Origin of the sequence: Desulfobacter sp. (genome assembly GCA_028768525.1) — a bacterium.
Taxonomy (GTDB): Bacteria; Desulfobacterota; Desulfobacteria; order Desulfobacterales; family Desulfobacteraceae; genus Desulfobacter.
Genome location: CP054837.1, coordinates 1,379,510 through 1,401,959, shown reverse-complemented (window position 1 = coordinate 1,401,959; position 22,450 = coordinate 1,379,510). Strand labels below are relative to the sequence as shown.

19 protein-coding genes are annotated in these 22,450 nt (G+C 54.2%); 9 read left to right on the top strand and 10 right to left on the bottom strand.

Features of this window, described 5'->3' with window-relative positions; genetic code table 11:
- The 3 genes from HUN04_06415 to HUN04_06405 all read right to left on the bottom strand — a co-directional run bounded on the left by HUN04_06415 (position 1) and on the right by HUN04_06405 (position 3,221).
- Positions 1-717, bottom strand: a complete 717-nt coding sequence (locus tag HUN04_06415) for a methyltransferase domain-containing protein (protein ID WDP89376.1) — start codon at positions 715-717, stop codon at positions 1-3.
- Between the two features lie 106 nt (positions 718-823).
- A complete protein-coding gene (locus HUN04_06410) occupies positions 824-2,113 on the bottom strand; it encodes a 2-oxoglutarate synthase (protein ID WDP89375.1) in 1,290 nt (429 codons plus the stop codon).
- Positions 2,106-3,221, bottom strand: coding sequence for a pyruvate flavodoxin/ferredoxin oxidoreductase (locus HUN04_06405; protein WDP89374.1), 1,116 nt, complete (start codon positions 3,219-3,221; stop codon positions 2,106-2,108). The genes HUN04_06410 and HUN04_06405 overlap by 8 nt, the downstream gene beginning before the upstream one ends.
- Before the next feature lie 206 nt (positions 3,222-3,427).
- Here HUN04_06405 and HUN04_06400 point away from each other — a divergent pair, with 206 nt between their 5' ends.
- On the top strand, positions 3,428-4,144 hold the full coding sequence (locus HUN04_06400) for a GntR family transcriptional regulator (protein WDP89373.1): 717 nt from the start codon (positions 3,428-3,430) through the stop codon (positions 4,142-4,144).
- Between the two features lie 38 nt (positions 4,145-4,182).
- On the opposite strand, the gene HUN04_06395 is transcribed toward HUN04_06400, so the two are convergent.
- Complete coding sequence (locus HUN04_06395; GenBank protein ID WDP89372.1) at positions 4,183-4,584, bottom strand: OsmC family protein; 402 nt, start codon at positions 4,582-4,584, stop codon at positions 4,183-4,185.
- Positions 4,585-4,649: 65 nt separating this feature from the next.
- On the bottom strand, positions 4,650-6,437 hold the full coding sequence (locus tag HUN04_06390) for a hypothetical protein (protein WDP93183.1): 1,788 nt from the start codon (positions 6,435-6,437) through the stop codon (positions 4,650-4,652).
- Between the two features lie 209 nt (positions 6,438-6,646).
- Between HUN04_06390 and HUN04_06385 the strand changes: the two genes are divergently transcribed.
- The 5 genes from HUN04_06385 to HUN04_06365 all read left to right on the top strand — a co-directional run bounded on the left by HUN04_06385 (position 6,647) and on the right by HUN04_06365 (position 12,060).
- Positions 6,647-7,567 carry an HD domain-containing protein gene (locus tag HUN04_06385; protein WDP89371.1) on the top strand — a complete coding sequence of 307 codons (921 nt, stop codon included), beginning with the start codon at positions 6,647-6,649 and terminating at the stop codon, positions 7,565-7,567.
- Positions 7,568-8,139: 572 nt separating this feature from the next.
- Positions 8,140-9,849 (top strand): hypothetical protein, encoded by a 1,710-nt coding sequence (locus tag HUN04_06380; GenBank protein ID WDP89370.1) that lies wholly within the window; start codon positions 8,140-8,142, stop codon positions 9,847-9,849.
- A 211-nt stretch (positions 9,850-10,060) separates the two neighbouring features.
- Complete coding sequence (locus HUN04_06375) at positions 10,061-10,456, top strand: hypothetical protein (protein ID WDP89369.1); 396 nt, start codon at positions 10,061-10,063, stop codon at positions 10,454-10,456.
- Positions 10,457-10,482: 26 nt separating this feature from the next.
- Positions 10,483-10,989 (top strand): hypothetical protein, encoded by a 507-nt coding sequence (locus tag HUN04_06370; GenBank protein WDP89368.1) that lies wholly within the window; start codon positions 10,483-10,485, stop codon positions 10,987-10,989.
- A gap of 201 nt (positions 10,990-11,190) precedes the next feature.
- On the top strand, positions 11,191-12,060 hold the full coding sequence (locus HUN04_06365; GenBank protein WDP89367.1) for a DUF4412 domain-containing protein: 870 nt from the start codon (positions 11,191-11,193) through the stop codon (positions 12,058-12,060).
- Positions 12,061-12,125: 65 nt separating this feature from the next.
- Here the strand turns inward: HUN04_06365 and HUN04_06360 are convergent, their stop codons facing one another.
- Together HUN04_06360 and HUN04_06355 are read right to left on the bottom strand one after the other, a co-directional pair.
- Positions 12,126-14,024 carry a carboxypeptidase regulatory-like domain-containing protein gene (locus tag HUN04_06360; GenBank protein WDP89366.1) on the bottom strand — a complete coding sequence of 633 codons (1,899 nt, stop codon included), beginning with the start codon at positions 14,022-14,024 and terminating at the stop codon, positions 12,126-12,128.
- A gap of 605 nt (positions 14,025-14,629) precedes the next feature.
- Positions 14,630-15,301: a hypothetical protein gene (locus tag HUN04_06355; protein ID WDP89365.1), complete on the bottom strand. Its 672-nt coding sequence runs from the start codon at positions 15,299-15,301 to the stop codon at positions 14,630-14,632.
- Positions 15,302-15,887: 586 nt separating this feature from the next.
- Between HUN04_06355 and HUN04_06350 the strand changes: the two genes are divergently transcribed.
- The 3 genes from HUN04_06350 to HUN04_06340 all read left to right on the top strand — a co-directional run bounded on the left by HUN04_06350 (position 15,888) and on the right by HUN04_06340 (position 19,046).
- Positions 15,888-18,404 (top strand): AAA family ATPase, encoded by a 2,517-nt coding sequence (locus tag HUN04_06350; GenBank protein ID WDP89364.1) that lies wholly within the window; start codon positions 15,888-15,890, stop codon positions 18,402-18,404.
- A 65-nt stretch (positions 18,405-18,469) separates the two neighbouring features.
- Complete coding sequence (locus HUN04_06345) at positions 18,470-18,727, top strand: DUF3862 domain-containing protein (protein ID WDP89363.1); 258 nt, start codon at positions 18,470-18,472, stop codon at positions 18,725-18,727.
- A 16-nt stretch (positions 18,728-18,743) separates the two neighbouring features.
- On the top strand, positions 18,744-19,046 hold the full coding sequence (locus HUN04_06340; GenBank protein ID WDP89362.1) for a hypothetical protein: 303 nt from the start codon (positions 18,744-18,746) through the stop codon (positions 19,044-19,046).
- 3 nt (positions 19,047-19,049) lie between these two features.
- On the opposite strand, the gene HUN04_06335 is transcribed toward HUN04_06340, so the two are convergent.
- Genes HUN04_06335 through HUN04_06325 form a run of 3 tightly spaced genes read right to left on the bottom strand, consistent with a single transcriptional unit; the run spans position 19,050 to position 22,400 of the window.
- Complete coding sequence (locus tag HUN04_06335) at positions 19,050-20,519, bottom strand: ATP-dependent helicase (GenBank protein WDP89361.1); 1,470 nt, start codon at positions 20,517-20,519, stop codon at positions 19,050-19,052.
- Positions 20,520-20,522: 3 nt separating this feature from the next.
- Complete coding sequence (locus tag HUN04_06330; GenBank protein WDP89360.1) at positions 20,523-21,968, bottom strand: DNA integrity scanning protein DisA nucleotide-binding domain protein; 1,446 nt, start codon at positions 21,966-21,968, stop codon at positions 20,523-20,525.
- A gap of 6 nt (positions 21,969-21,974) precedes the next feature.
- Positions 21,975-22,400 carry a DUF2914 domain-containing protein gene (locus tag HUN04_06325; GenBank protein ID WDP89359.1) on the bottom strand — a complete coding sequence of 142 codons (426 nt, stop codon included), beginning with the start codon at positions 22,398-22,400 and terminating at the stop codon, positions 21,975-21,977.
- Positions 22,401-22,450: the final 50 nt, after the last annotated feature.

The window sequence follows — 22,450 nt, the reverse complement described above, 5'->3', positions numbered from 1 at the left end:
TTAATGGTATTTCCCGGCAAGTATCATGCAATATCCGGTTTTGTTATTCACGCTGGGGGTGCCCAGCTGGGAGAGCAGGCCGGTATGGTCTTCAAGAATATCGATTTTGAATCCGGTTTTTTCAATGTCCGTCATCATTTCCATGAGCGTACGGGCGCCGGCGGCACAGGCGCCTTCCCCGTCATCCGGCCCGGGCGCCTTACAGCGCTGCGGCGACCATTTTCTAATGTAGAGATCCGTGAGCACCAGTTTGCCGTTGGGCGCCAGGAGACGATGGCATTCAGAGAGCCAGGCCGCCGGGTCAGGGGAGAGGGAGAGTACGCATTCGCAAAAGATTCCGGTCCAGGTTTCGGGCAAGAAAGGCAGTGAGGGCAGGGCGCCCCTGAGAACGGCGGGGGCCGGGCCGGGGTGCCGGGGCGCGGGGGCCTGGCCCATGCCCGGGATAATTCCGGGATCGGGGTCTATGCCTGTTCCCCGGATTCCGTGGTGTTCAAGCAGATAGGTCAGTGTCATGCCGTAGCCGCATCCCACATCAAGGATCCTGTCCCCGGGCTTGAAATCACAGACTTCCACAGCCCGCCGGGTGAGGGTGAGACCGCCCGGACGGAGGGTATGGGCAGATACGGATATCAGGGATTTCTGCCTCAGCCAAAAAGGAACCCTGCCCGTGGACAAGTGCCGGGGGGAGGGCTTGACTGCAGAGGGGTGACCGTACATACAAAAGACTCCTTAAATTGGTGTATTTAAGGAGTCTTTTAATGGTTGAGGTTTGTTTTGGTCAATAGTTTAATTTTATATAAACCAATACAGACTAAAATTAACTCTAAATAACTTTATCGATGGTTTCCATGGCCAGGGCAAATACCTTTTCATTGAACCGGGATTTGAGGGCCGTCACCAGCATATCCCGGGTCAGCACCAGTTCTTTTCTGGCCAGGATACCCAGGGAGGCCAAAGCCCAGTCGGGTTTCCGGATTTTCATGGCCTTGAAATCCACCTCCTCCACCCGGGCCCTGGTATAGGGAATGGCCACGCTTTTTTCTTTTAGAATAAAGGTGTCCGGGGAAAGGCCCGCAAAGATTTTCTGCCGCCTGGCCACCCCTTCGTCGCTGAGGGCCAGGACCACGGCCGGGGATTCAAGGCCGGTATAGCCGATGTTATCCGGGGAAAGCAGGATTTCGGAAACCGACTGCCCCCTGAGCACGGTAATATTGTAGTCGTTTTTAATGGAGGCGTTGAGGCCGGCGGAGATGCCGGCATAGCAGACAATATCCCCGGCCGTGACAATTCTCATGCCCGCCGATCCCAGGATGACCACTTCCTGCCGCCGGGGGTTTTCAAGTGAATAGCTTTTTTCAATGACCAGGGGGGCGGGGAATTTTTGTTTTTCCGCTGCCAGGGCCCGGTACTGCTCCCCGTATTCCGGACGCAGGTTCTCCTTGACCAGGCCGGTTTCCCTGGGCAGTTTTTCGATCATTTCATCGATGGCCTTGGGGGTGAGCTTATTCCGCTTGGTATACCGGCCTGTGCACATGCCTAAGGTTTCCACCACGGCGAGTCCTTTATGGCGGATGGCCCGGCCGAATTCATCACAAAGGCCGCTGTCGTGGCCGGAATACCGGGAAACATAGGTGGCGCCGGCGGCCTTGGCCACCCGGCAGATATCAATGGGGATTTCCGCCTGGTTGAGGAATTCCGAGCCCACCACGGCATCGGTGGGGGTGGTGGACGAGTACTGGCCCCCGGTCATGCCGAAGTTGAAATTGTTGAGGATGATGAGGGTGAGGTCCAGATTTTTACGGCAGGCGGCCAGCACATGGGCCCCGCCGATGCCCAGGCCTCCGTCTCCCATGGTGACGATGACTGTCAGTGACGGATCGGCCAGCTTGAGGCCGGCGGCATAGGTCAGGGCACGGCCGTGGACCCCGTGGAGGGCGTGGACGTTGAAAAAGGTGTCAAAGAGGCCGGAACAGCCGATGTCCGTAACGATGACGGTTTTATCCGCCTCCAGCCCCAGGTTGACCAGGGTTTTGTCCAGCTCTTTGGTGATGCGCTCATGGGTACATCCCGGGCAGAAGACCGGGGGGCGGTTGTTATTTAAAAAACTAGTCATTTTCAATGGCCTCCATAATTTTTGCCGGCGGAATCAATACCCCGTTCATCTGTCCGTAAAAATCAACTTTTTTGCCCTGGAGCACCCGGCGGATTTCATTGACGTATTGTCCCAGGTTCATCTCAATCACCACAATGCGGTTAAACCGCTGGGCCGCTTCCGTAAGCACCTGTTCGGGAACTGGCCACAGGGTTTTCAGGGAGAGGGTGGATACGGGCCGCCCCTTTTGGGCCATGGCTGCGGCCGCATCTTCAACTGCCCTTGAGGTAATGCCGTAGGAGATGACCAGGGTGTCTGAATCCGGCACCTGGTTTTCCTCGTAAAGGGAGATTTCGTTCCGTTTGGCATGGATCTTATTTCTCAGCCGGTCCTGGCAGGCGGCAATGGTATTGGGATCAATGGTGATATACCCGTCCGGTCCGTGGGTGGACGAGGTCTGGCGGACCAGGGTTTTCCCGCCGATGGGCAAAAAGGGCGGAGCCTTGTCCGGTTCCGCGGCAAAGGGGATGAAGTTTTCCCCCTCAAACCGGTTCCGTTCGACCCGTTCCGGCAGTCGGACGGCGTCCATGTCAAAGCTCTCCTTTGTCATGCCGATTTCCTTGTTGGAGGCGATGAATACGGGGCAGCGGAATTCTTCGGCATAGTTAAAGGCGTGCACTGTCAAGGCATAGCAGTCCTTCACATCCTTGGGGGCCAGAACAATGACCGGGGCCCCGGAAGTGGAGCCCCAGCGGAGAAACTGGATATCCGAGTCCGCGCCCCGGGTGGCCGAGCCCGTGGAGGGTCCCAGGCGCTGGACATCGGCGATGACCATGGGGATTTCGCTGCCGATGGCAAAGGAAATATGTTCGGAATAGAGGCTGATGCCCGGCCCCGAGGTGGCGGTGAGCACCTTTTTACCGGCCATGGCCGCACCGATGCAATACCCCATGGAGGCAATTTCGTCTTCACCCTGGACACAGATGCCTCCCGTGGGGGGCAGCATTTTAAGCATGTTGTTGAATATGGTGGTGGCCGGGGTGATGGGATAGCCGGCAAAGAAGTTGCAGCCCGCTGCCATGGCCCCCCTGGCAACGGCTTCATTGCCTTCCATAAATGCAAATGCCATGTGGTTTCTCCTTGAAAGATGTCTATGGGTTTATCAAATCTGTTATTTAATCATAAATCTGATCAAATAATTTTCTGTGTACAGGTAAAACCCATAGTTGTCAAGGCGTAAGAGACTAAAATATTTTTCTATTTTTTTAAATATTTCATGGGGAAATACAGTGGAATCCTATTGATTTTATAATTGCCTTGATATAATTATGCGGTATGACAAGCAATAGAACCGCTAAAAAAACGACAGCGAAGAAGAAAAAAACAAAAGAAGATTTTACCCAGGAAGCCTATATGGGCATCCGGCGGATGTTTTTTCTCAATGAAATCATTCCCGGCCAGAAGATATCATACGGCGATCTGGCCAAGCGGCTGGACATGAGCACCACCCCGGTGATCCAGGCCCTCAAGCGGCTGGAGTTCCAGGGCCTGGTCCGCCATGAACCCAACCGGGGGTATTACACGGAGAACATCAGCCTGGAAGAGATCACCGAAATCTACGAGTTCAGGGAGCTTATTGAGGTCTCCCTGCTGCCCGCCACCGTCGCCAGGATGACCAAGACCCGGCTTAAACGGCTTAAAAAAGCCTTGGACAACCATCTGGACGCGGTACGGGATATCTTTCTCAAGGACCGGCTTCTCAAGGATATGGAGTTTCACCTGACTCTGGCCGAACTCTCGGGCAACCAGATCCGGATCAATACATTAAAATTCCTGTTTGACCTGCTTTATCTGAAATACCGGGGAAATATTCTTTTTGTGACGCCCATGGACACCGTGGACGACGAACATATGCGCCTTTACGAGCATATTGCCGCAGGAAATGCGGATGGGGCAGCCGAGGTGCTGAGCCGGCATATCACCAATGTGAAAAAACATGCCATCTTAAGTATTGAGCGAATGAACCGGGAAAAAAATATTAAGCAGATATGACGGAGGCCCTGGATTTCAGGCCAGGGCCCCGGCGGCGGTTACTCAGGCAGGTAGGCCACCTGGATATCTGACAGGATATCCGGGTGGAGTTGGTTTTTTACTGCACAGGCACCCATGGCCTTGATCACGGCCTTGATATATTTCTCAGGGAATTTCTGGTTCACATGGAGGATGATCTCAATTTTTTCCATGTGTTTCTGCCCTTTCTTAAAATAGGGGGTGAGCATCAGTTTCATTCCGGTGTAATCCAGTTTCCGGGTATCACAGAAGGATTTTGCATAGATGCCGGCACAGGATGCAAGGCTGGCCAGGAAGAGGGCAAAGGGTTCAGGGGCGGTTTCATCCCCATCGTTCTTTTTGCTCTGGTCGGTTTTGATCAGAAAGTCCTTGACCTTTACATCTACTTTTTTATTCCCGGGAAAAATCACTTCAAGTGCCATAATCTAATTCCTTATCATTAATTCTGGTGGGGATTCTTAATCTGACGGGGCCCGGTTCCACGGAATCAGGCGGAGAGTTCAAGCCAGTCAAACCATATGGGGTAATGTTCCTTGTACCAGGCCAGGATTTCCTTGAGCAGTTCCTGCTTTTCAAGGGTGATGGTGGCCTTGGAGATTTTGTCAAACCTGAGCACCACCTTGGGGCCGAAATGCTCCAGGGCGTCGGTGCACAGGGTCATCAATTCGTTTCGGATCCGGCCGGAGTCGGATATTTTCACCGCCCGGGTCCGATAGTCCTCTCCTTTGAAAAAACGGTTCAGCAACGGAGAGAAAACCAGTTTGCTCTGGTCAGCGGGTTCTTCCAGGCGCAGGGCAAAGGTGATGTGCTTGTCGCCGTGGTCCGAGGTCATGCGCACGGTGACTTCCCAGGTGTCTTCTGAAATCTGGGTCACCCCGTCGGCGCCGGAATAGGGGTCGGGCAGCATATATCCGGAGGTGGCCAGGGTCTGCCAGTGTTTTTCCGCGATGAGATCCGAGGCGCTCACGGTGCGCGGGCCCAGGGGGATTCCTGCGTTGCGGGCCAGGATGATACTGTCCCTGTAGATATCCACCAGTTCGGGGTCAACGGCGGCATCAAAGAATCTGTCCTCCAGAATCCGGGCAAAGTTATTGTCGTCGGGGTCCAGTTTCATGGCGGCCGCATCCTTATGGCAGTCCAGCTTGAACTTGGAGGAGAGTACGGCTAAAGATACATCCAGGTTCAGTATTTTAGCCAGGCTGGCCGCCTGGATGGCCTCGGCAGAGGCCGCATAACCGTCCACCACCAGCAGGTGGGTGCTGCCGTCGTCCTCGGTCCAGGGCTGTACGGCAAAGGTGGGGGCGTAGGTGCCCGAATCGGTGAAGGGGGCCATTCCCGTGGGCAGGGTCCAGCCGCCGTCCACCAGGTGGGCCCCGGTTGCGTCCCATTCTTCCCAGAGTTTCCCGATGCGGGTGCGCCGCTGCTCCCCGGTGAGGGTCCAGACATGGACATGGCCCGGTTCAATGCCGGGGTAGGCCTTTTTTATGGCGTCCATGACCATTTGCCTGGGGGTGAAATAATTGACCAGCACGGACCGTTCAGCCGCCTTTTCAACAACGGTAGCCGGAAGGAGCAGGCAGCCAACATAGCCTTCGTACTGGTCGGAAATGATCAGGGGCTGGTCAAACAGGTGAAACACGCTCATGGGGCCGGTGGGCTCCCCCTTGGCAAAGCGGGAGGTGTTTTCAAGGGTGTCAATGGCCGCCCCCCACACCGTGATATCCTTTTTGGTAATGGCCCGCCGGAAATCCACCCACAGGTAATCGGGGTCATTGATCAGGCGCAGCACACAGGATTCCACAAATTTGGCCACCTGGGGACGGGCATAGACCCGGCCGAATCCCAGGAGGGGATTGGCCCCCATTTCAGCTGTTTCCCCTGCCTTGGGCATGAGGCCTTCCCCCAGGCAGACCATGATGGCATGGTTTTCGGGCAGGGTCCGGCTCAGATACCAGAGGCTTTCGCTCATGGCGTAGGCGGAAATGGCGTCGGCATCTTTTTTAACCAGATTCAACTCTTTTTTTGACAGGCCCCGGCCTTCCCCGTACCGTCCGAAAAGCCGTGTGCCCAGCGCCGTTACCGCCGATGTCATGGCCAGCATTCTTTCGGTGCGGTCGTCGGTGAAGGAGATGGAATCCATCATTTCGGATTTTGCTCCGGGACGGGCGTCGTCACGGAGCCAATTGATGCGGACATCTTCAAGCCAGAGATGGAACCGGCCCAGGATGGGCCGGCAGTCAAAGGCCCACTGGGAGATGAGATTCCGCTTTTGCATTTTCCGGACGGAGAGCTGTTCGTCCATATGGGACTCAGGGGTCTTCTGGGTATCCATGAATGCCTCTTTTATGAGTTAGATCATGGATTTCACTTACCACTTCACAGGAATTAATGTCAAGGTGAACCGCCTGGTGCATTGACATTGCACTTAAGCGGTTTATAATGACCTCAATTTTTAGTTAACCCATTGGAGATATCAGCAGATTTATGGAAGATTACGTCGGGGTCAGGGAATCACAGATTTACCTGTATAAGGATGTCCCCCTTTATTGCAGGTCCAAGGAGGGCGCATATGTCCTTTACAAAAAGGCCGGTACCCTTCTGGACGCGCCCCGGCTCAGTGATAAGAAACATCCTGAGCTTTTTATCAAAAAGAGTGATCAGGGGGCGGCAATCAAAGAGCTTGTGGTTAAGCTGAATCAGCAGTTGGCTGAGCAAATCCTATCCAGTGATCTGGTTAACATAAGGACATCCCTGAACCTGATTATCAAAGAAGCGTTTGAGCATGCAAATGCAGAGGCGTTATCCGCGATTCCGGAAACCATTGAGCTCATGTTTAAAGGATTTTCCACAAAAACAGAATTAGTTGAGACCCTTCTGAAAATCAAGACGACCACTGCAACCGTTATCGAGCACACCGTCAACGTAATGCTGCTTACCTTCAGGTACGGTTTTTTTTATGAATTGAAGGAGGAGGACATCAAGTGCCTGGCCCTGTGTGCCCTTTTCCACGATATCGGCATCACCGAAATAGACCGGAAAATCCTGAAGGTGAATAAACGGCTTACCGAGAAGGAGTTCAAGGAATACGCCACCCACCCCTCCAAGGGCTGTGACCTGCTGGTCAAACAGCCCGGGTTTGATCCCCTGGTCGCCACCGTGGCCCAGGAGCACCACGAACGCATCGACGGCAGCGGTTATCCCTACGGCCGGACCGATGCCTGTTACGAAAGCCAGCTCATCGGCCTGATTGACTGCTACGAGCCGCTGACTTACAGCGAAAAACCCTACCGCAAGGCCAAGCCCCCCTTTGATTCCCTCCAGCTTATCAAAGAGGAGGTCCTCCAGGGCAAATTTTCATCAAAGGTATTCAGGGCGTTTTCCACCAGCCTTACTGCCAAACACTGATTTTGGACTACCGCCTCTTTTTCCGGGGGCGGCGATATGCTTTTGTGTCAGACCGTCGGAATATATCATCCCAAATATTTAATATGCTTACCTTGCGCTTATGCCAGCCATTCCGCCCACATCGTCTTGGGACGGTTCCGGAACCATAGAATCGAGAAATTCTTGAGTTCGCTCTCTGTGTTTTTCCATATATCGTTCGAATTCAACCGCAGCCTGAATTTTGATCATATTTGCCTTAATTCCATTAAGAGACCGCTGGTTTTGTTCTATAAGGGCATTTTCAGAACCTTGTGCCTTTGTATACGCTGAATGGATCTTATATATTTTTGAATTGTCATCTGAGGCGCCGCGATTTTTTCCTTCTACTTCTGCTCAAGGAGTGATATGTGTTTTTTATCTTGATTCAGGCCCAATTCTTTCAGTGATCCAGGGCTTCATTTTAACGAATTGAAATAATTAGCTCATCCAGTGTCTTGTTGCGGGCAGGAATCATTAATGCACAGTATGCACAGCGCATTGAGAAGTTTCATGCCATTTGCCGTTGAATATAATAAAAGAACAGGAGACAGACAATGAAGCAGATAAAGATGTTCTTGTTTTTGATGCTGGCAGCAGTGGCCACACTCTGCCAGAGTGCAGCAGCCGATACCGATTCCGAGGCCGCTATAAAACAGCAGTGGGCCGGTTTCGTCAATCAGGATATCGGGTGTCTCTCCCTTGGTTGGCGAATGATGGGAGTGAACCTTACCGCCCTTGGCATGGTTCAGGACCAATCCATTCTTGGGGAGTATGGCTTCAAGTTTGGACAGGGACCTTACAGGACCTCCTCCACCCGTATTGAAACCGGGCGCTACCTGGTCCGCCTGCAGCCCATGAGCCGTCCCGATGGCGGGCAGGAGATCGTGATACAGCTTAATACCCGGGCAGATGAGGTCTATCCCTACAAGGTGCCGCCGGCACCAGAAGGCAAATATACCTGGAACAGCGCCATACAATACGACATGATGGCCCAGACCGGTATGGCGGCCCACTATGAGATGGCGTTTGAACCGGTCTCTTTTGTGGATGTCCGGATCATTGATCCCGAAAAACTGTCCCGCCTGGGGTTTCCCGGACACAAAAAGAACGATACCCAGTGCCAGCTCATTTACAGGGGCGGCAGCAGATGGGAGTTCAATCCCGGGGGTGTCCGGCCGGGTCACGGCATCCTTGTGTATGAAAAGGGACAGTGGCGAACCGAATCGGGTGCTTCAGCGGATGGGGGTATGGCAGCGGCAGGCTTGACAGGTGATCAGGGAGATGCACCGGGCCCTGTTGTGGCACCTGAAACGGTTCATACACCGGTTCAGGAAGAAGACAGCGGTACAGAACCGCCGGTAAAGGAAAATCGCCGAATAACATTTGTTCAGGCTGCAGCAACGGATATGACCTATAATGATGATCCCATTGAATGGGAGGTATTTGAGGCCCGGACAAATGCGGACCATTATTACCTGATCCGGAACCCCGATCTTGGGACGGCGTTGATTGATGTGTCGGCCTGTCGCATGTTTGATGCCGAAGATGCCCGGCCGCTTTCCGGTGGGGACGGCATGTCCGTGGAGATGAACCGCCTTACGCGGCTTTCGCCTTCCGGAGCAGACCTGGTGGATGATCCGGCCGGTAAAAAGGTGATGGCGTGGTGGGGCAAAGAACGGCTTTCCTTTACATTGGCCGGTGGGGGCGCCCCCCTGAAGCCCCGGGAGACAGTGCTTGAGAGCCCGCCAGCCCAAATGCCCCATGATCCGTCCCTGCTGTTTGAGAACTCCGATTTTGAAGCCGGGGATCTCACCAACTGGACCAGAGAAGGAGATGCCTTTGATTTCCAGCCTACCCGGGGGGACAATCCCCTGGCCCGGGGAAGGAAGGGCATGGCGTCACACCACCAGGGCGATTTCTGGATCGGTACCTATGAGAAATACCAGGGAGACAGCAGTGAGAAACCGGGGGGCCGCCAGGGGGACCGGCCCACCGGGGTCCTGACCTCTGTTCCCTTTGAGATCCGGCAGGATAAAATTTGTTTTCTTATCGGCGGCGGCAGCCAGCCCGGCAAGGAGACGGTTTCTCTGGTCATTGACGGCCAGGCCGTTTATACGCAAACAGGCAGCAATACGGAAACCATGACCCGCCGTACCTGGGATGTGTCCGCCTACCGGGGCGGGCAGGGGCAGATCGTTATTTCGGATATGCACAACGGTGGCTGGGGCCATATCAATGCCGATGATTTCAGGTATGGGCAGTAACTGAAAACCCGCTCAAAACAATGATTCTGTGGCACACCGCATCGTCACGGTGCACCGTGGAGGAGGAAAAGAAATTGACGTGACAAATTTACAGGAAAGGAGATGCCGGCCAGGCAGGCCGCGGGGGAACGGCGATGGACATTCCTCTGCAGCGGCTTGGCTCCCATGGCAACTGCGCCCGGCTTTTCGGGTGAAAACAAGGAGGGAAAGCATGGCAGAGAAAGTTAAATTAACCATGATATTTGTCCTGGGTCTTCTGGTCACAGGCCCGTACAGTCCGGTGGCAGTCCGGGCCATGGATGTTGGTGTCCAGGATTTCTACGTCAATGTCGATGTCCAGGATTTTTACATTGAGGTGAATGTCCAGGATTTTTATTTGAAAACCGGCGTGGAGGCCCCGGCAAAGGTGCTCGAATCCATGGGCACGGGAGGGCAGATTCAGACCCGGGTGGGAGATGAAAAAACTGCCCGAAAGGTGTTCAGGGCCGATGTACACAAAGGAGATCCGGTGATGATCCTGAAAGAAAAAATCGACTGCTTTCTCCTGGTTCATAAAAAAGCAGGCACCGGGGTGAGGGCAAGAATCGGATCCGGCAGGGATAATTGATCCCGGCCGTGGAAAAGGAGGAATTCATGGGAACGATTGAAAAATGCATCTTGCTGGTGGTCATGGTGACCATTTCAGCCTCTTTTCAGGCCGTTGTTCTGGCCGGAGATAAAAAACTCCAGGCCGGAAAGGTGGATGCAAAGATGATGGTGATCAAAGGGGACAATGCCTGGCAGAGTACCGGATTGGTGGTCCAGCCCTCTGACAAGGTGGTGGTGAATGCCTCGGGCCAGGTCTTTTTTTCCAATGGGGAGGGGCACTCCGGGGTGACCCCGGACGGGTATAAGGTGGAGTGGTATCAGAAAGACTATATTGGAATGGACTTTGGTTACTGCGGGGATCCCATGGGCATGGTCAGTCATGCCGCTTTGATCGGCCGGGACAGCCAGGGCATGTTCCCCATCGGCAGAAGCCGGGTGGTTACCGGTAAACGAGGCCCCTTGTTCATCGGCATCAACGACTGCTCTTTTAAAAATGAGTACCACAACACAGGGGAATTCAAGGTAAATATCAAGGTGATGAGGGGCAAATGAGTGCCGGTGCTGCTGCCCCGAACTGGACGGCCGGGCCTGTCCGGGGGGCGTCCTGTACAGATTTCCTCTGCGCACTGTGGGAAGCGCCTTTCCCCGTATAGGTCTAAAAAGACCCGGTTACAGGCGCCATGTCTTCCATGAGTGACCGGGGCAAATTTTTGAGGATAATAAAGACAAGGCTTTTGAATAATGGAGGCTTTCATGAAGACATATCCTAAAGGCGGCACATGGTGTCCCATCCTGATTACGGCAGTGATTTTTTTATTTCTTTTTATCATTGCCGAGTCTGCATTCGCCCTGTTCGGCGGGAAGGTGGATAATTTCACAGCAGACCAGGTCGAGTTGTCCAAAGAGGGTAAAGTAGTAAACACCATCAAATTTTATGTCACGCCGAAGGCGACGCGGATGGACGGGATGCCCGGTGCGGGCATGAACCCGCATATGCCTGCGGCCAACCTGTCCATGTTTTCCTTTAATGACAAAAACGAATACTATATTTTCAACCATGATAAAAAACTGTATTACAAGACGACACAGGAGGATGAAGATTTTTTCAAGGGCATGGGGGATTTCAACAATGCCCAGCAGGTAAAGGAACTGGGCACGGAAAAGGTTTCCGGGTACAAATGCACCAAAAAGGAAATCACGATGACCTCGGAAATTTACGGTATGAAAAATACCACTAAAACGCTGATCTGGCAGAGCGATAAATTTGATATGCCCCTGCGAGTCCAAAGTGAACAGGGGCATACCAGTGAAATGAGACATATCAAAAAAGGGGCCCCGGCTGACAGCGTATTCATACTGCCCAAAGGATATAAAAAGGTCCAGAATATCATGGCGGCCATGGGCATGGATTTTGGAGACAGGAATAGGGATGACGATAAACCACCTGTGCAGGCCTCCCAGGCCGCATCACAGCAGCAGGGTCAAACCGGACAGAACAGTCAGGTCCAGACCGGCACTCCGGGGCAGGCCGGTGAAGAGGGATTTATCAACAAAGAGAATATCGAAAAAACTCTTCAGGGGCTTGGCAAAAAGCTGAAAGGGTTTAAATTCGGCCAGGATTGATATTGTTTTTCCTGCACAACGCCAAAAATTTTAAAAAAATTGTGGGATGTGAACGGGAAACCGCATTATTTGCTGATCCTGGATGATTCTTCGGGGTTCCGGGCAGGTTCGGCAGGTGCCTCCGCCGGCTCCTGGCGCTCTGCGCCAGGGGGCTTGGATGACTGTTCCTGCATAAGTATCCGCACCGTTGCCCGGTACTGGCTTGCCCCCCTGAGGCCGCCCGGGACAAGGCCCGGGGCGTGCCCCAACCTGCTGGTGCCCTGGTACGACTGCTCAAAGGGGAACTCGTTAATTTTCTTCCCTTTTTTTAAATAATACGTCTCTGGTGAAATCCCCAGGGCCGTGTCGATTTCTGGATCAAACCGCATCTCGACGGCCATGGTCTCCCCCTTGTCATGGATCTGCACTGTAAAATCCCTGTGTGCCCGATCCACAACCTCCCGCCGGATACAGTATTCCACCAAGCTGTGACGATCCATTTTACGGGTTACGGACCAGCGTACGGTAGCGGAAATGGTGTAGGCCTGGGGGGTGAATGTATAGCTGGGAGTGGTGCCGGCTTTACCCCGCAGCAGGTGGTTCACATCATAGGTCGCCTCTGTGGAGGCCTGGTCCTCTCCCCTGGGCAGAAAAAGGGTAATGTCGGCCTGGGTGTCGACCTGGAGGGTATGCAGGTCGGAATCCGCCTCAAAAGCCCCGTTGTCGAAAATTTTAAAAACGATCCCGTCACGGCAGTTCAGGGTAAAATCCGTTGACGGCACATCCAAATCCGAGGCGGCGCATTTGATGTCTATCATCTTGGCCTGGCGACCGTTTTGCTGCGGACACATGGCCGTGACTTCAGCGCGGCCGATGGGTACATTCCCAATGCTGTAATACCCGGAGCCCGTGTAGGTGATATTGTCGCCGGAGGCCGGAGATACAATGACGATGACAGGGTCCAGCACGCCGCCGTCCTCATCGGTAATCTTACCGGCGATAAACCCTTTTCCATCAAAAACCACATCCGTTTTCAGGGTTTGCCCGCCCGTTACCTTAAACAGCCCTTCAACAGGATCACATTCCAATTCTTCATCCCGGAGCGTATAGGGAATCGATTCCTTGGGCTGGTTTATCGGATCTTCAAGGAATATATTTTCAAAAGTAAATTTTTCCCCCGCACCGGAATGGGTCTCAAGCAGCCCTTTGGCGGTATTCAGTTCCACATGGATGCCAGCCAGGGGATTGCCTTTCGGGTCTGTCACACGCCCCTCCAGACGACCGTTTTCCGGAACGATCATGAACGGGAAGTTTCTTTTATTGCCATGGGCGACCGGTCCGTTCAACTCCGAAACAATTTGGTTTGATCCGTCGCTTGAAAAATTCAGTGTCTCGGGGTTCGATGTATATTGAAAGTGTTCGCTGGATCCTTCGATGTTTTCAAAACTGTAATTACCCCGGTAAAAGTCTGTTTTAGGGCAGAACATACCGACCCCCTGCCGGCTCAACTCGTACCTGACTTCCGTGCCAACCGTCATCTCTCCCCGAATCTGGATCTGGATATCTGTCGGATTTTCCTCGCACCCGGGCGCCGGTTTCAAGTCAATACAGATATTTTCGCCCGTATCGTAATCAAATTCGTCGCCCATTACCGAAGGGATGAAAGTGGAAAAAGACCGGCACAAAATGGTGGCCCGGCGTTGCACCCGGTCGGTCTCAAAGGGGATCACCAGGCTCTCTTTGTCGCCCGATATCTTGATGACCACCAATTTTTCAAACCGGTCCCCGCAGGAGGCGGGAACGGGAAATGAAACCTTTACCGGATAGGCCGGCGGGGATGTCATGTCAACTTTGTAGGCCTTGCCCAGAGGGGTCACTCCTGGAAATTGTACGGCCGGCACCCTGGTTTCTTTGACTTGGGGAGGGGCAAGCCCTTTCCCGTTCCGTCCCGGGTGCCAGGCCAGGCCGGCTTTTAGCGGCATCATTTTTCCGGGAACCCCTGGTGGTGGCTGCGGGGCAGGGGATGTAACTGGCGGTAATTTTTCTATCGGCTTTTTTGATGCCAGTGTCTTAACCGTCTTGCCCTGGGGCCGCTTGAATCCAGGCGGGAAAGGGATGGATACCAGTAAAAGATTATCCTGCCAACTGGCTTTCAGTGTCCACTTGTTTTGTAGGGCCTTCAGAACCACCCGGCTCCCTTTTATTGGTTCCAGAGCGGTGTAGGTAATACTCATCCCCTTGTCCGATGGGACGGCAGAGAACCCGTCAGGTACCCCTGCGGTTCCCTTAATTGCATCCAGGATAACCTCGCCTGCTTGAGGAACATAAAATAAGGTTTTATCCGGTCCTGCAGGACAGGATAAAACGGTAAACTGCACCAGTTTACCGTTAAAATGAGTCCCGCTGGACGGTTCTTTTAAAAAGGACCTGGCTTCCAGGTTTGCCCCCATCGCCGGGGCCGCGATCATGGTCAGGCAGATGACCAGCGGGCAAAAAAACATATTCCCAAACCGTTGTATCATATTGTTTTCCTCAAATATTCGGAAGACCGGACAGGATATGCCGGTGGACAGGAAAAATGAACCCTGTTTTATTTTTTAAGATCCAGAGTAATGATCAAGGCTTCGCCGGCGTCCCGGATGACGGCAGTCACCTCCCGGCTTTCCTTGGTGAATCCCAATACGGTCCCACCTTCGTTCGCTTCATCAAAGGCTAATGCCCACCCTTTTTGGAGAATTTCAGTCTTATAAAAAAGAACGGCATCGGCAGCAGGGACACCCTTGGCCGTCATCATCACTCCGACATCCTTACCTTTTTCCCGGCTGAGCATGATGCTGCTGCCGGGATAGAGGTCGACAATGGCAGCCAGCTCTGCCGGGTATTTGGTTTTACCGCCGAGCAGCCCGGCCATATTCATTTTTCCTTCCGGTTCTTTTTGTTTGGGAGAAACAACTGGTGGCACCGGTGTTGACGCGGCTGGGCGAGGAGGTTTGACATCCAGGGCCAGCATGCCGACGGTTTCCCCTTTTTGAGTGTCGAGACTGATCACGGCATTCATATTCGGTTTTTCGGCAATAATGGAACGCTCCTGCATGGTATGTTTGATGGTATAACCGTTTTCAGTCAGTTTGGTTTTGTAGTATTCAAAAACATCCGGAAGCAATGACTGGCCGAAACTCACCTGGGCCACATGGCTGCCGTCCGGTGAAGACTGGGCCCGAATTACTTTTAAACCGGGAAACAGGGTAAACTCATCTGCCATGGGTCCGGGGAGCTTTCCTTCGATCATCGCTGCGGACGCAGCCCCGATAACGAAACAACATGCGACCATACAAAAAATGATGGATTTAATCTTCAATGTGGCCTCCTTGGTGATATTTGGATAAATGCAGGTTAAACGATTCCTGCAGAAAAACGATTCTTAAACATCTGGAATATAATCGCCGGCCTGATCCCGGCACCATAACTATTAGCTGTATCAGGGAAAAATGAGTTTAGGCAAGAAAAAAAGCCGATCAGACGAAATGATTAATAAAATAGGAACTTCCCCTATTTTTAAGCAAAATACAACAAAGAATAAAAAGAATATCAATACCAACCTCCAGAATTTCAGGCAAATTGGCGGGGATACCTCATAAATTTTTTGGATCAACATAGCCAGGCAGTCAAGGGGATAATCTAAAGGTTTGAAACTTAAACCTTTTTCTGAACTTCGGTCTTGGCATGAGTCTTTCTTCGTTGAAACGTTTGAATAGAGTGCCATAAATCCGGGCTTGAACAGGGAACTGTGGCCCTAAACCGCGGAAAACCATTGTTTAAACCGGCGGTGTCCGCTATGATAACCGGCCATGAATCACACCTCCCATATGCCGGACAAAGGCCCCCATATCCATGAAACCCTAAGGGGGGTGGTGGACCGGGTCACCTTCCATAATCCGGACAACGGCTGGGCCGTGCTCAAGGTGTTGCCCTTTGACGCCCCCAACAGCCGTGAAACCGTGGTGGTCCACCAGACAAAGGTTTTTGCCGGCGCCACCATGGAATTCACCGGGGAATGGGCCGTCCATCCCAAATTCGGCCGGCAGTTCAAGGCGGTCCATGCCAGGGAGAATAAACCGGCCACGGCCTCGGCCCTGGAAAAGTACATCGGTTCCGGCCTGATAAAGGGGGTGGGCCCCAAGACCGCAAAGAAGATTGTCACCCATTTCAAGGACAATACCCTGGATGTGTTTGAGGGGCAGATTGATCGTCTCACTGAAGTCCCGGGCATTGCCCAAAAAAAGCTGGCCATGATTTCCCAGGCCTGGGAGGAGCACCGTGCCATTAGGGATGTGATGATGTTCCTGCAGTCCCACGGGATTTCTACCCTCTTTGCCGTACGAATTTACAAAGAATACGGGGACAATGCCATTGCCTGGACCACGGAAAACCCCTACCGCCTGGCCAATGATTTTTACGGCATCGGTTTTTTTACCGCCGACAAGGTGGCCCTGAGCATCGGACTGGGAAAGGAAAGCCTCCAGCGGATTACGGCGGGCATCCGCCATGTCCTGTCCGCGGCCCGGGATTTCGGCCATTGTTATCTCACCGCTCCCCAGATCCGTGAACAGGTAAAAGATCTGCTCTCTTTAGACCTTTCAGACAAGCTGGATACCCTGCTTTGCGAGATGGAAGAGTCCCGCCAGCTCATGCGACGGGACCTGAGGGATCCGGAGGTGCCGGAGGGCCAAGGCGCGCTTGTCCCATGCTACTATGCCAGATCCCTATACTATGACGAAGCCTATGTCGCCCGGCGGGTGAACGATCCCGGTCCGGAGCGGCAGATCGACCGGGCCCGGGTGGAGCGCTGGGTCAGCCTCTATTGCAAGGCCCGGCAGATGCAGCTCAGCCCGGAGCAGGCAGACGCCGTCCAGGGCGTTGCCATGGAGCAGTTTTCCGTACTCACCGGCGGACCCGGATGCGGGAAGACCACGGCCACCCGGGTCATGGTCAAACTGCTGGAGGCCATGGGCCGCCGGGTGCTGCTGGCGGCGCCCACGGGGCGGGCCGCCCAGCGCATGAGCGAGGTCATCGGCCGTGAGGCCAAAACCATCCACCGCCTGCTGGGATGGAAAGGCGGGCAGTTCAAGAAGAATGAAAAGACCCCCCTGAAAACCGATTTCCTGGTGGTGGACGAATGCTCCATGCTGGATATCAATCTCACCGCGTCCCTGCTCAAGGCCGTGCCCCCGGAGGCCCAGGTGGTCTTCATCGGCGATTATGACCAGCTGCCATCGGTGGGGGCGGGCAATGTGCTCAAGGATATTATTGCCTCGGGCCGGGTGCCCTGCTTCAGGTTGACCCAGGTCTTCCGGCAGGCCAAAGAATCCTTGATCATCAAATATGCCCATCAGATTAACAGCGGGCAGATGCCCTGGATCAAATCCCCTTTTCAAACGCCGGCCGCGTGGACGGATAACACCGATTGCCTATTCATTGATTCGGACCAGGCCACAAAAGAACAGCTTGATTTCATCAGGCGGGTAAAGCGGATATACGGCGAAAACGGGGGCGCGGCCGCCGGGCAGGTTTCGGAGGATGATTGCTTTGAATTCAGGGTAAACGAGGAGATTGCGCCCTACGACACGGAAATCCAGGTGCCCAAAAAATTCGCCCATGTGGATCTGGAACGCTTGGCCGCCGCAGGGGACGGCATCGGTGAGCTCATGGCGGTTGTGAAAAAAGTTCATCCCTGGTCTTCCCTTCATTACGGCCTTACAGCCCTGGATGCAGTCAAGCAGCTGTATATGGAATGGATTCCCAAATATATGGGCCCCAACGCAGAGGTCCAGATCCTTTCCCCAATGACCCGGGGAAGCCTGGGTACCCTGGCCCTGAACCGGGAAATTCAGGAGGCGGCCAACCCTTTTGCCAAGGGCAAGCAACAGCTTAGTGTGGGGCGGCGGATATTCAGGACAGGAGACCGTGTGATTCACCGGAAGAACAATTACGATCTGGGGGTGTTCAACGGGGATATCGGCACCATCGTGGAGATCAATACCATGGATGTCACCTGTGCGGTGCGGTTTTTCCCGGACAACCGGGTGGTGCACTATAAACAGACCGACATCATGGAACTGGACCTGGCCTATGCCATTACCATCCATAAATCCCAGGGCAGCGAATTCCAGGTGGTGATCATTCCGGTGCTCACCCAGCACTTTAAAATGCTTTTCCGGAATCTCATCTATACGGGGATCACCCGGGCCAAACGGCTGGCGGTGTTTGTGGGTACCCGCAGGGCCCTGGGCATGGCCGTGCGCAACCAGGACATCAGCCGGCGGCAGACCGCTTTGCAGAATCTGTTGATTGAAGGCGGCAATTAGGATATAACCAGCCATCTGCAAACAGGGCAACATGCCCTGAAACGGTAATGAAAAGGAAATCTGACATGAAATTCGCGCATTGGCTGATCGCTGTGTTTGTGTGTGCCGCGGTTTTTTTTGGCTGTTCAAAGATCACCCGGGAAAATTTTGACAAAATCAAGATGGGCATGGGCTATGACGAGGTGGTGGACATCATCGGCGAACCCGATACATGCGATGCCGCCCTGGGTGCCAAAAAATGCGTCTGGGGAAATGACACCCAGAATATCACCATCAGTTTCATGGGGGAGAAGGTGATTCTTCCTGCAATGAAAGGACTTTAAATTTCAGGAGAAGAAGATGCAGTTTATCGTAATCGGCCGGGACGGCACGGATGAAAATGCCCTGGAAAGAAGAATGGCCGCCAGGGAGGAACACCTTGAAACGGCCAAAAAAATGCACGAATCCGGCAACTGGCTTTATGCTGCCGCCATTCTCAATGACGAGGGAAAAATGGCCGGCTCCATGATTGTCTGCGAATTTGAGTCCAGAGAGGCCCTGGAAAAGGAATGGCTGGACAACGAGGCCTATGTCAGGGGCAAGGTATGGGAAACCGTTGAAATCAAGGAAGCCGCCGTCGCTCCGTTCTGGGCGCCAAAGTAAGATTTAATTATTCTTTTTTAGACAGTATTTCACGAATTCGGGGATATCGCTGCCCCGGGTGAAGCGCAGGTGGACCTGGGCCCGGGTCATGGCCACGTAGATGAGATTGAACTCGTCCGGTGCCGTGGCCCCCGGGGCAACGGGCCGGCCCTCCTTCATCAGGGGGGCGAAATCATCCATGAGCAGAACCTGTTGCCATTCAAGGCCCTTGGCCTTGTGGGCCGTGGTCAGCAGGATGACCGGGTTGCCGGTGTCAGAGGCTTCTGCCTTTTCCAGAACCCGGTCCACCAGGCCCGGGATCCGGGACCTGTATTTTTCTACCATCCTGCACCGGCTCAGCAGATCAAAATCCTCCACGGTCCTGGCATAGGAGCGGAGGGCCTTGAAGTTCTGGAAGCCTCTGATATAGGGATCCCGTATCTGGCCTTTCTCCCTGTTGTAAAGATAAAAAACGTCCTTCAGCCCGGGAAACCGGTAGCCGCCCGCCCCGCCCACAAAACCGATGCTGTGGTTTTTCATTAAAGAGACCGCCTTGTCAAACAGCACGGCATTGGTCCGGGCAATGACGGTGTAGTGTGCCGGATTCCAGGGGGCTTTCCGGGGCACCGGGGTGCCGGTGAGGGGCTTGCTCTCCTTTTTAAAGGTGGCCAGCACCATATTGGCGACCTTTGCCACATTATTGTCAAACCGGAAGCTCTGGGTCAGGTAGAGGGTCCGGGCGGCCTCAAAGCGTTTAAGGCTGTCCTTGGCCCCCCTGAAACTGTAGATCTGCTGGTGGTTGTCCCCCACCAGGATAAGGGAGGGCTGCCGTGCGCCGGGCTGGGGGGGGCGGTCGGCCTGGGAGAAGACAAGGGCCGCCGTGACCGGGTTGATGTCCTGGGCCTCGTCCAGGAGGATGCAATCGTAATCCAGCAATGGGGCGGACAATTGAAAGAGCTTGAGGTATCCGTCGTGGAGCATGCCGATATCCGGATGGCTTCCCTCGCACATGATCCGGCCCAGGCGGTTGGCCAGGGCGACCAGGTCGGGCATGGGAAGGCTGTTTTTCCGGTAAAAGGCCCGGGCGGCAGCCGGGATATGGCCGGCCGCGACTTTGGGATCGGCGGAGACCAGGTAATTGTTGAGGGTATCCGTTGCAAACCGGGCGTCTTCGTACTGTTTTAACGCCAGGGCCTCCATGACCTGGTTGGCCCTGAAACCGGCGGTAAGGCGGTCTTTGTATTTAAATCCTTTTGCCCTGAAGGCCAGGGCATGGGTGGTCCGGGCCGTGACATTGGGCGGAAATTTTCTGGCTGCTTCGGTCTGGACGCTTTTATTGAAGGCCACATACAAAAAGCGCAGGTCCGGCCGTTTCCGGGTGTAGGCCTCAAGGGTGGTGGTCTTGCCCGTGCCGGCAAAGGCCATGATTTTCAGTGTCTCTCCGGGGGCCAGATCGCAGTCTGCGATTGCCCGCTGCTCCTGGGTTAATCGCATGGGTTAATTCTGTTCGGTTTTCGGAGATACAAAGTACTGCACCTGGATGGATTCCCTGTCTTTTAATTTCAGGCCCGGCGAATTCAGCTTCAGGCCCACAGAGACCACGCCGGAGTCCTTCAGCCTGCTGAGGTCTATTTTTTCCGTGAATACCGTGGCCAGATTTTTCAGGGCCAGTTCCCCGCCCATGACCGTCAGTTCCGGCGGAATGGCCCTGGCCCCCTTCATGATATAGCCCTCGGGCAGTTTGCCCGTCCAGTCCGGCTGCACCGGCAGTCTCTTTTCCGTCAGGGCGTCCAGGGTGATTTCCACATTGGCGGGATCGATGCTTTTAAGGCGGATGCCCGGGGGCAGCAGGATATTCTCCCTTGTCACGGCCAGGGTGTTAATGCCCGTTGAGGCATCTGCCAGGTCCAGCTTGACCCTTACCTGTTCGGGCTTGAGGGCGTTGATCAGGGGCTTGGCCCCGGAAATCAGCAGTTTGACGCCGGAGACCGAAGCCTTTGTCAGTTTCAGCCTGGGATCCGGGTTGGTGTATTCAATGGGGATCTCATGGGTGGCCAGGGTTTCCATTCCCCTGGAAAAATAATACCAGAGCCCCGAGGTAAACAGAAGGCAGAGGGTGGCGGCCACGGCCAGTTCCCGGGCCTGGCGCCTCAGTCCCCTGGCTTCGGCTTCGTTTCCCGCATGCCGGGTCAGCATGGCTTTGAGGGCCTGTTTGGCATCCGTTGTCCGGCGGATGGGATGGATTTCATTGTCTTTGACCAGGGAGATCTGTCCCCGCTCCTCGGAAACCACAAGGACGACCGCGTCACAGGATTCGGTCAGCCCAAGGGCGGCCCGGTGGCGGGTGCCGTAGGCCGATGCCAGGTCCCGCCGGCTGGTGAGGGGCAGGATGGCGCCGGCCCGGGTTATCCGGTCGCCCTGGATCACGGCGGCCCCGTCGTGGAGGGGATTGTCCGGCCAGAAGATTGAGGTGAGCATCTCCCGGGAGAGGTTGGCCTGGAGCAGTACCCCGTCTTTTACAATGTTGTCCACTCCCTGTTTGAGGGGCAGGATGATCAGGGCCCCGATCTTTTTTTCCGCCAGATCCGCGGCACTGTCAATGATGATGTCCAGCGGGGTGTTGCGCTGGTGCCTGGGGATGCCCCAGAAAAAGGATTTGAAATCCCGGGTCTGGATCACGGCGGAGATTTCGTTCCTGAATACAATGATGATGATGAAGGTGGCGGCCGTGATCACCCCCTGCATGGCCCAGTTGGTGATGACCAGGCCCATGGACCCAGCACTGCGGTGCAGCACCCAAAGCAGACAGACCACCAGGAGCACCCGGAATACATTGGTGCCCCTGAACAGCACATATAGCCTGAACAGGATGTAGGCGTTTAACAAAATGTCCAGGGCGTCCTGCCAGCGGAAGCCCGGAAGGGAATAAAAAACCTGTTCCATAGGTGGTTAATCCGAAATGCTGAACCTAAGGGTTTCTAAAATATGGCCGGCCTTGTCCTGGATTTCCACCCGCCAGGGGCCCTTGTCCGCGTCCCTGAGCTGGATCCGGCTGAAAGACGACCATTTGGGCGGGCTAAGGACCAGGCGCATGGTGAAAATCAGTTTGTCCTGCTTGTACCATTTGTGGAAAATATGGGTTTTGACCCGGACCGGATTGAATTCCGAGAAGCAGAAGACTTCCCCCCGGGCCATGGAAAAAATCACGGCCGGGTTTACCGGCTGGTAGTTCTCCATGGCCTCGCAGATCACGGCCCGGTCCAGAACCATCTCCGGCATTCCGCTCTGGGCCCGGCCCGTTTCCGGGGACAATAAGTTCAGTCCCATGGCGAGGAATAGTAAAACGGCGGATATGTATAGATATGGTATTTTCATAGGATTAACTATAATGAATGGTTTGCGCTTTTCAAGGAAAATGGCACGGG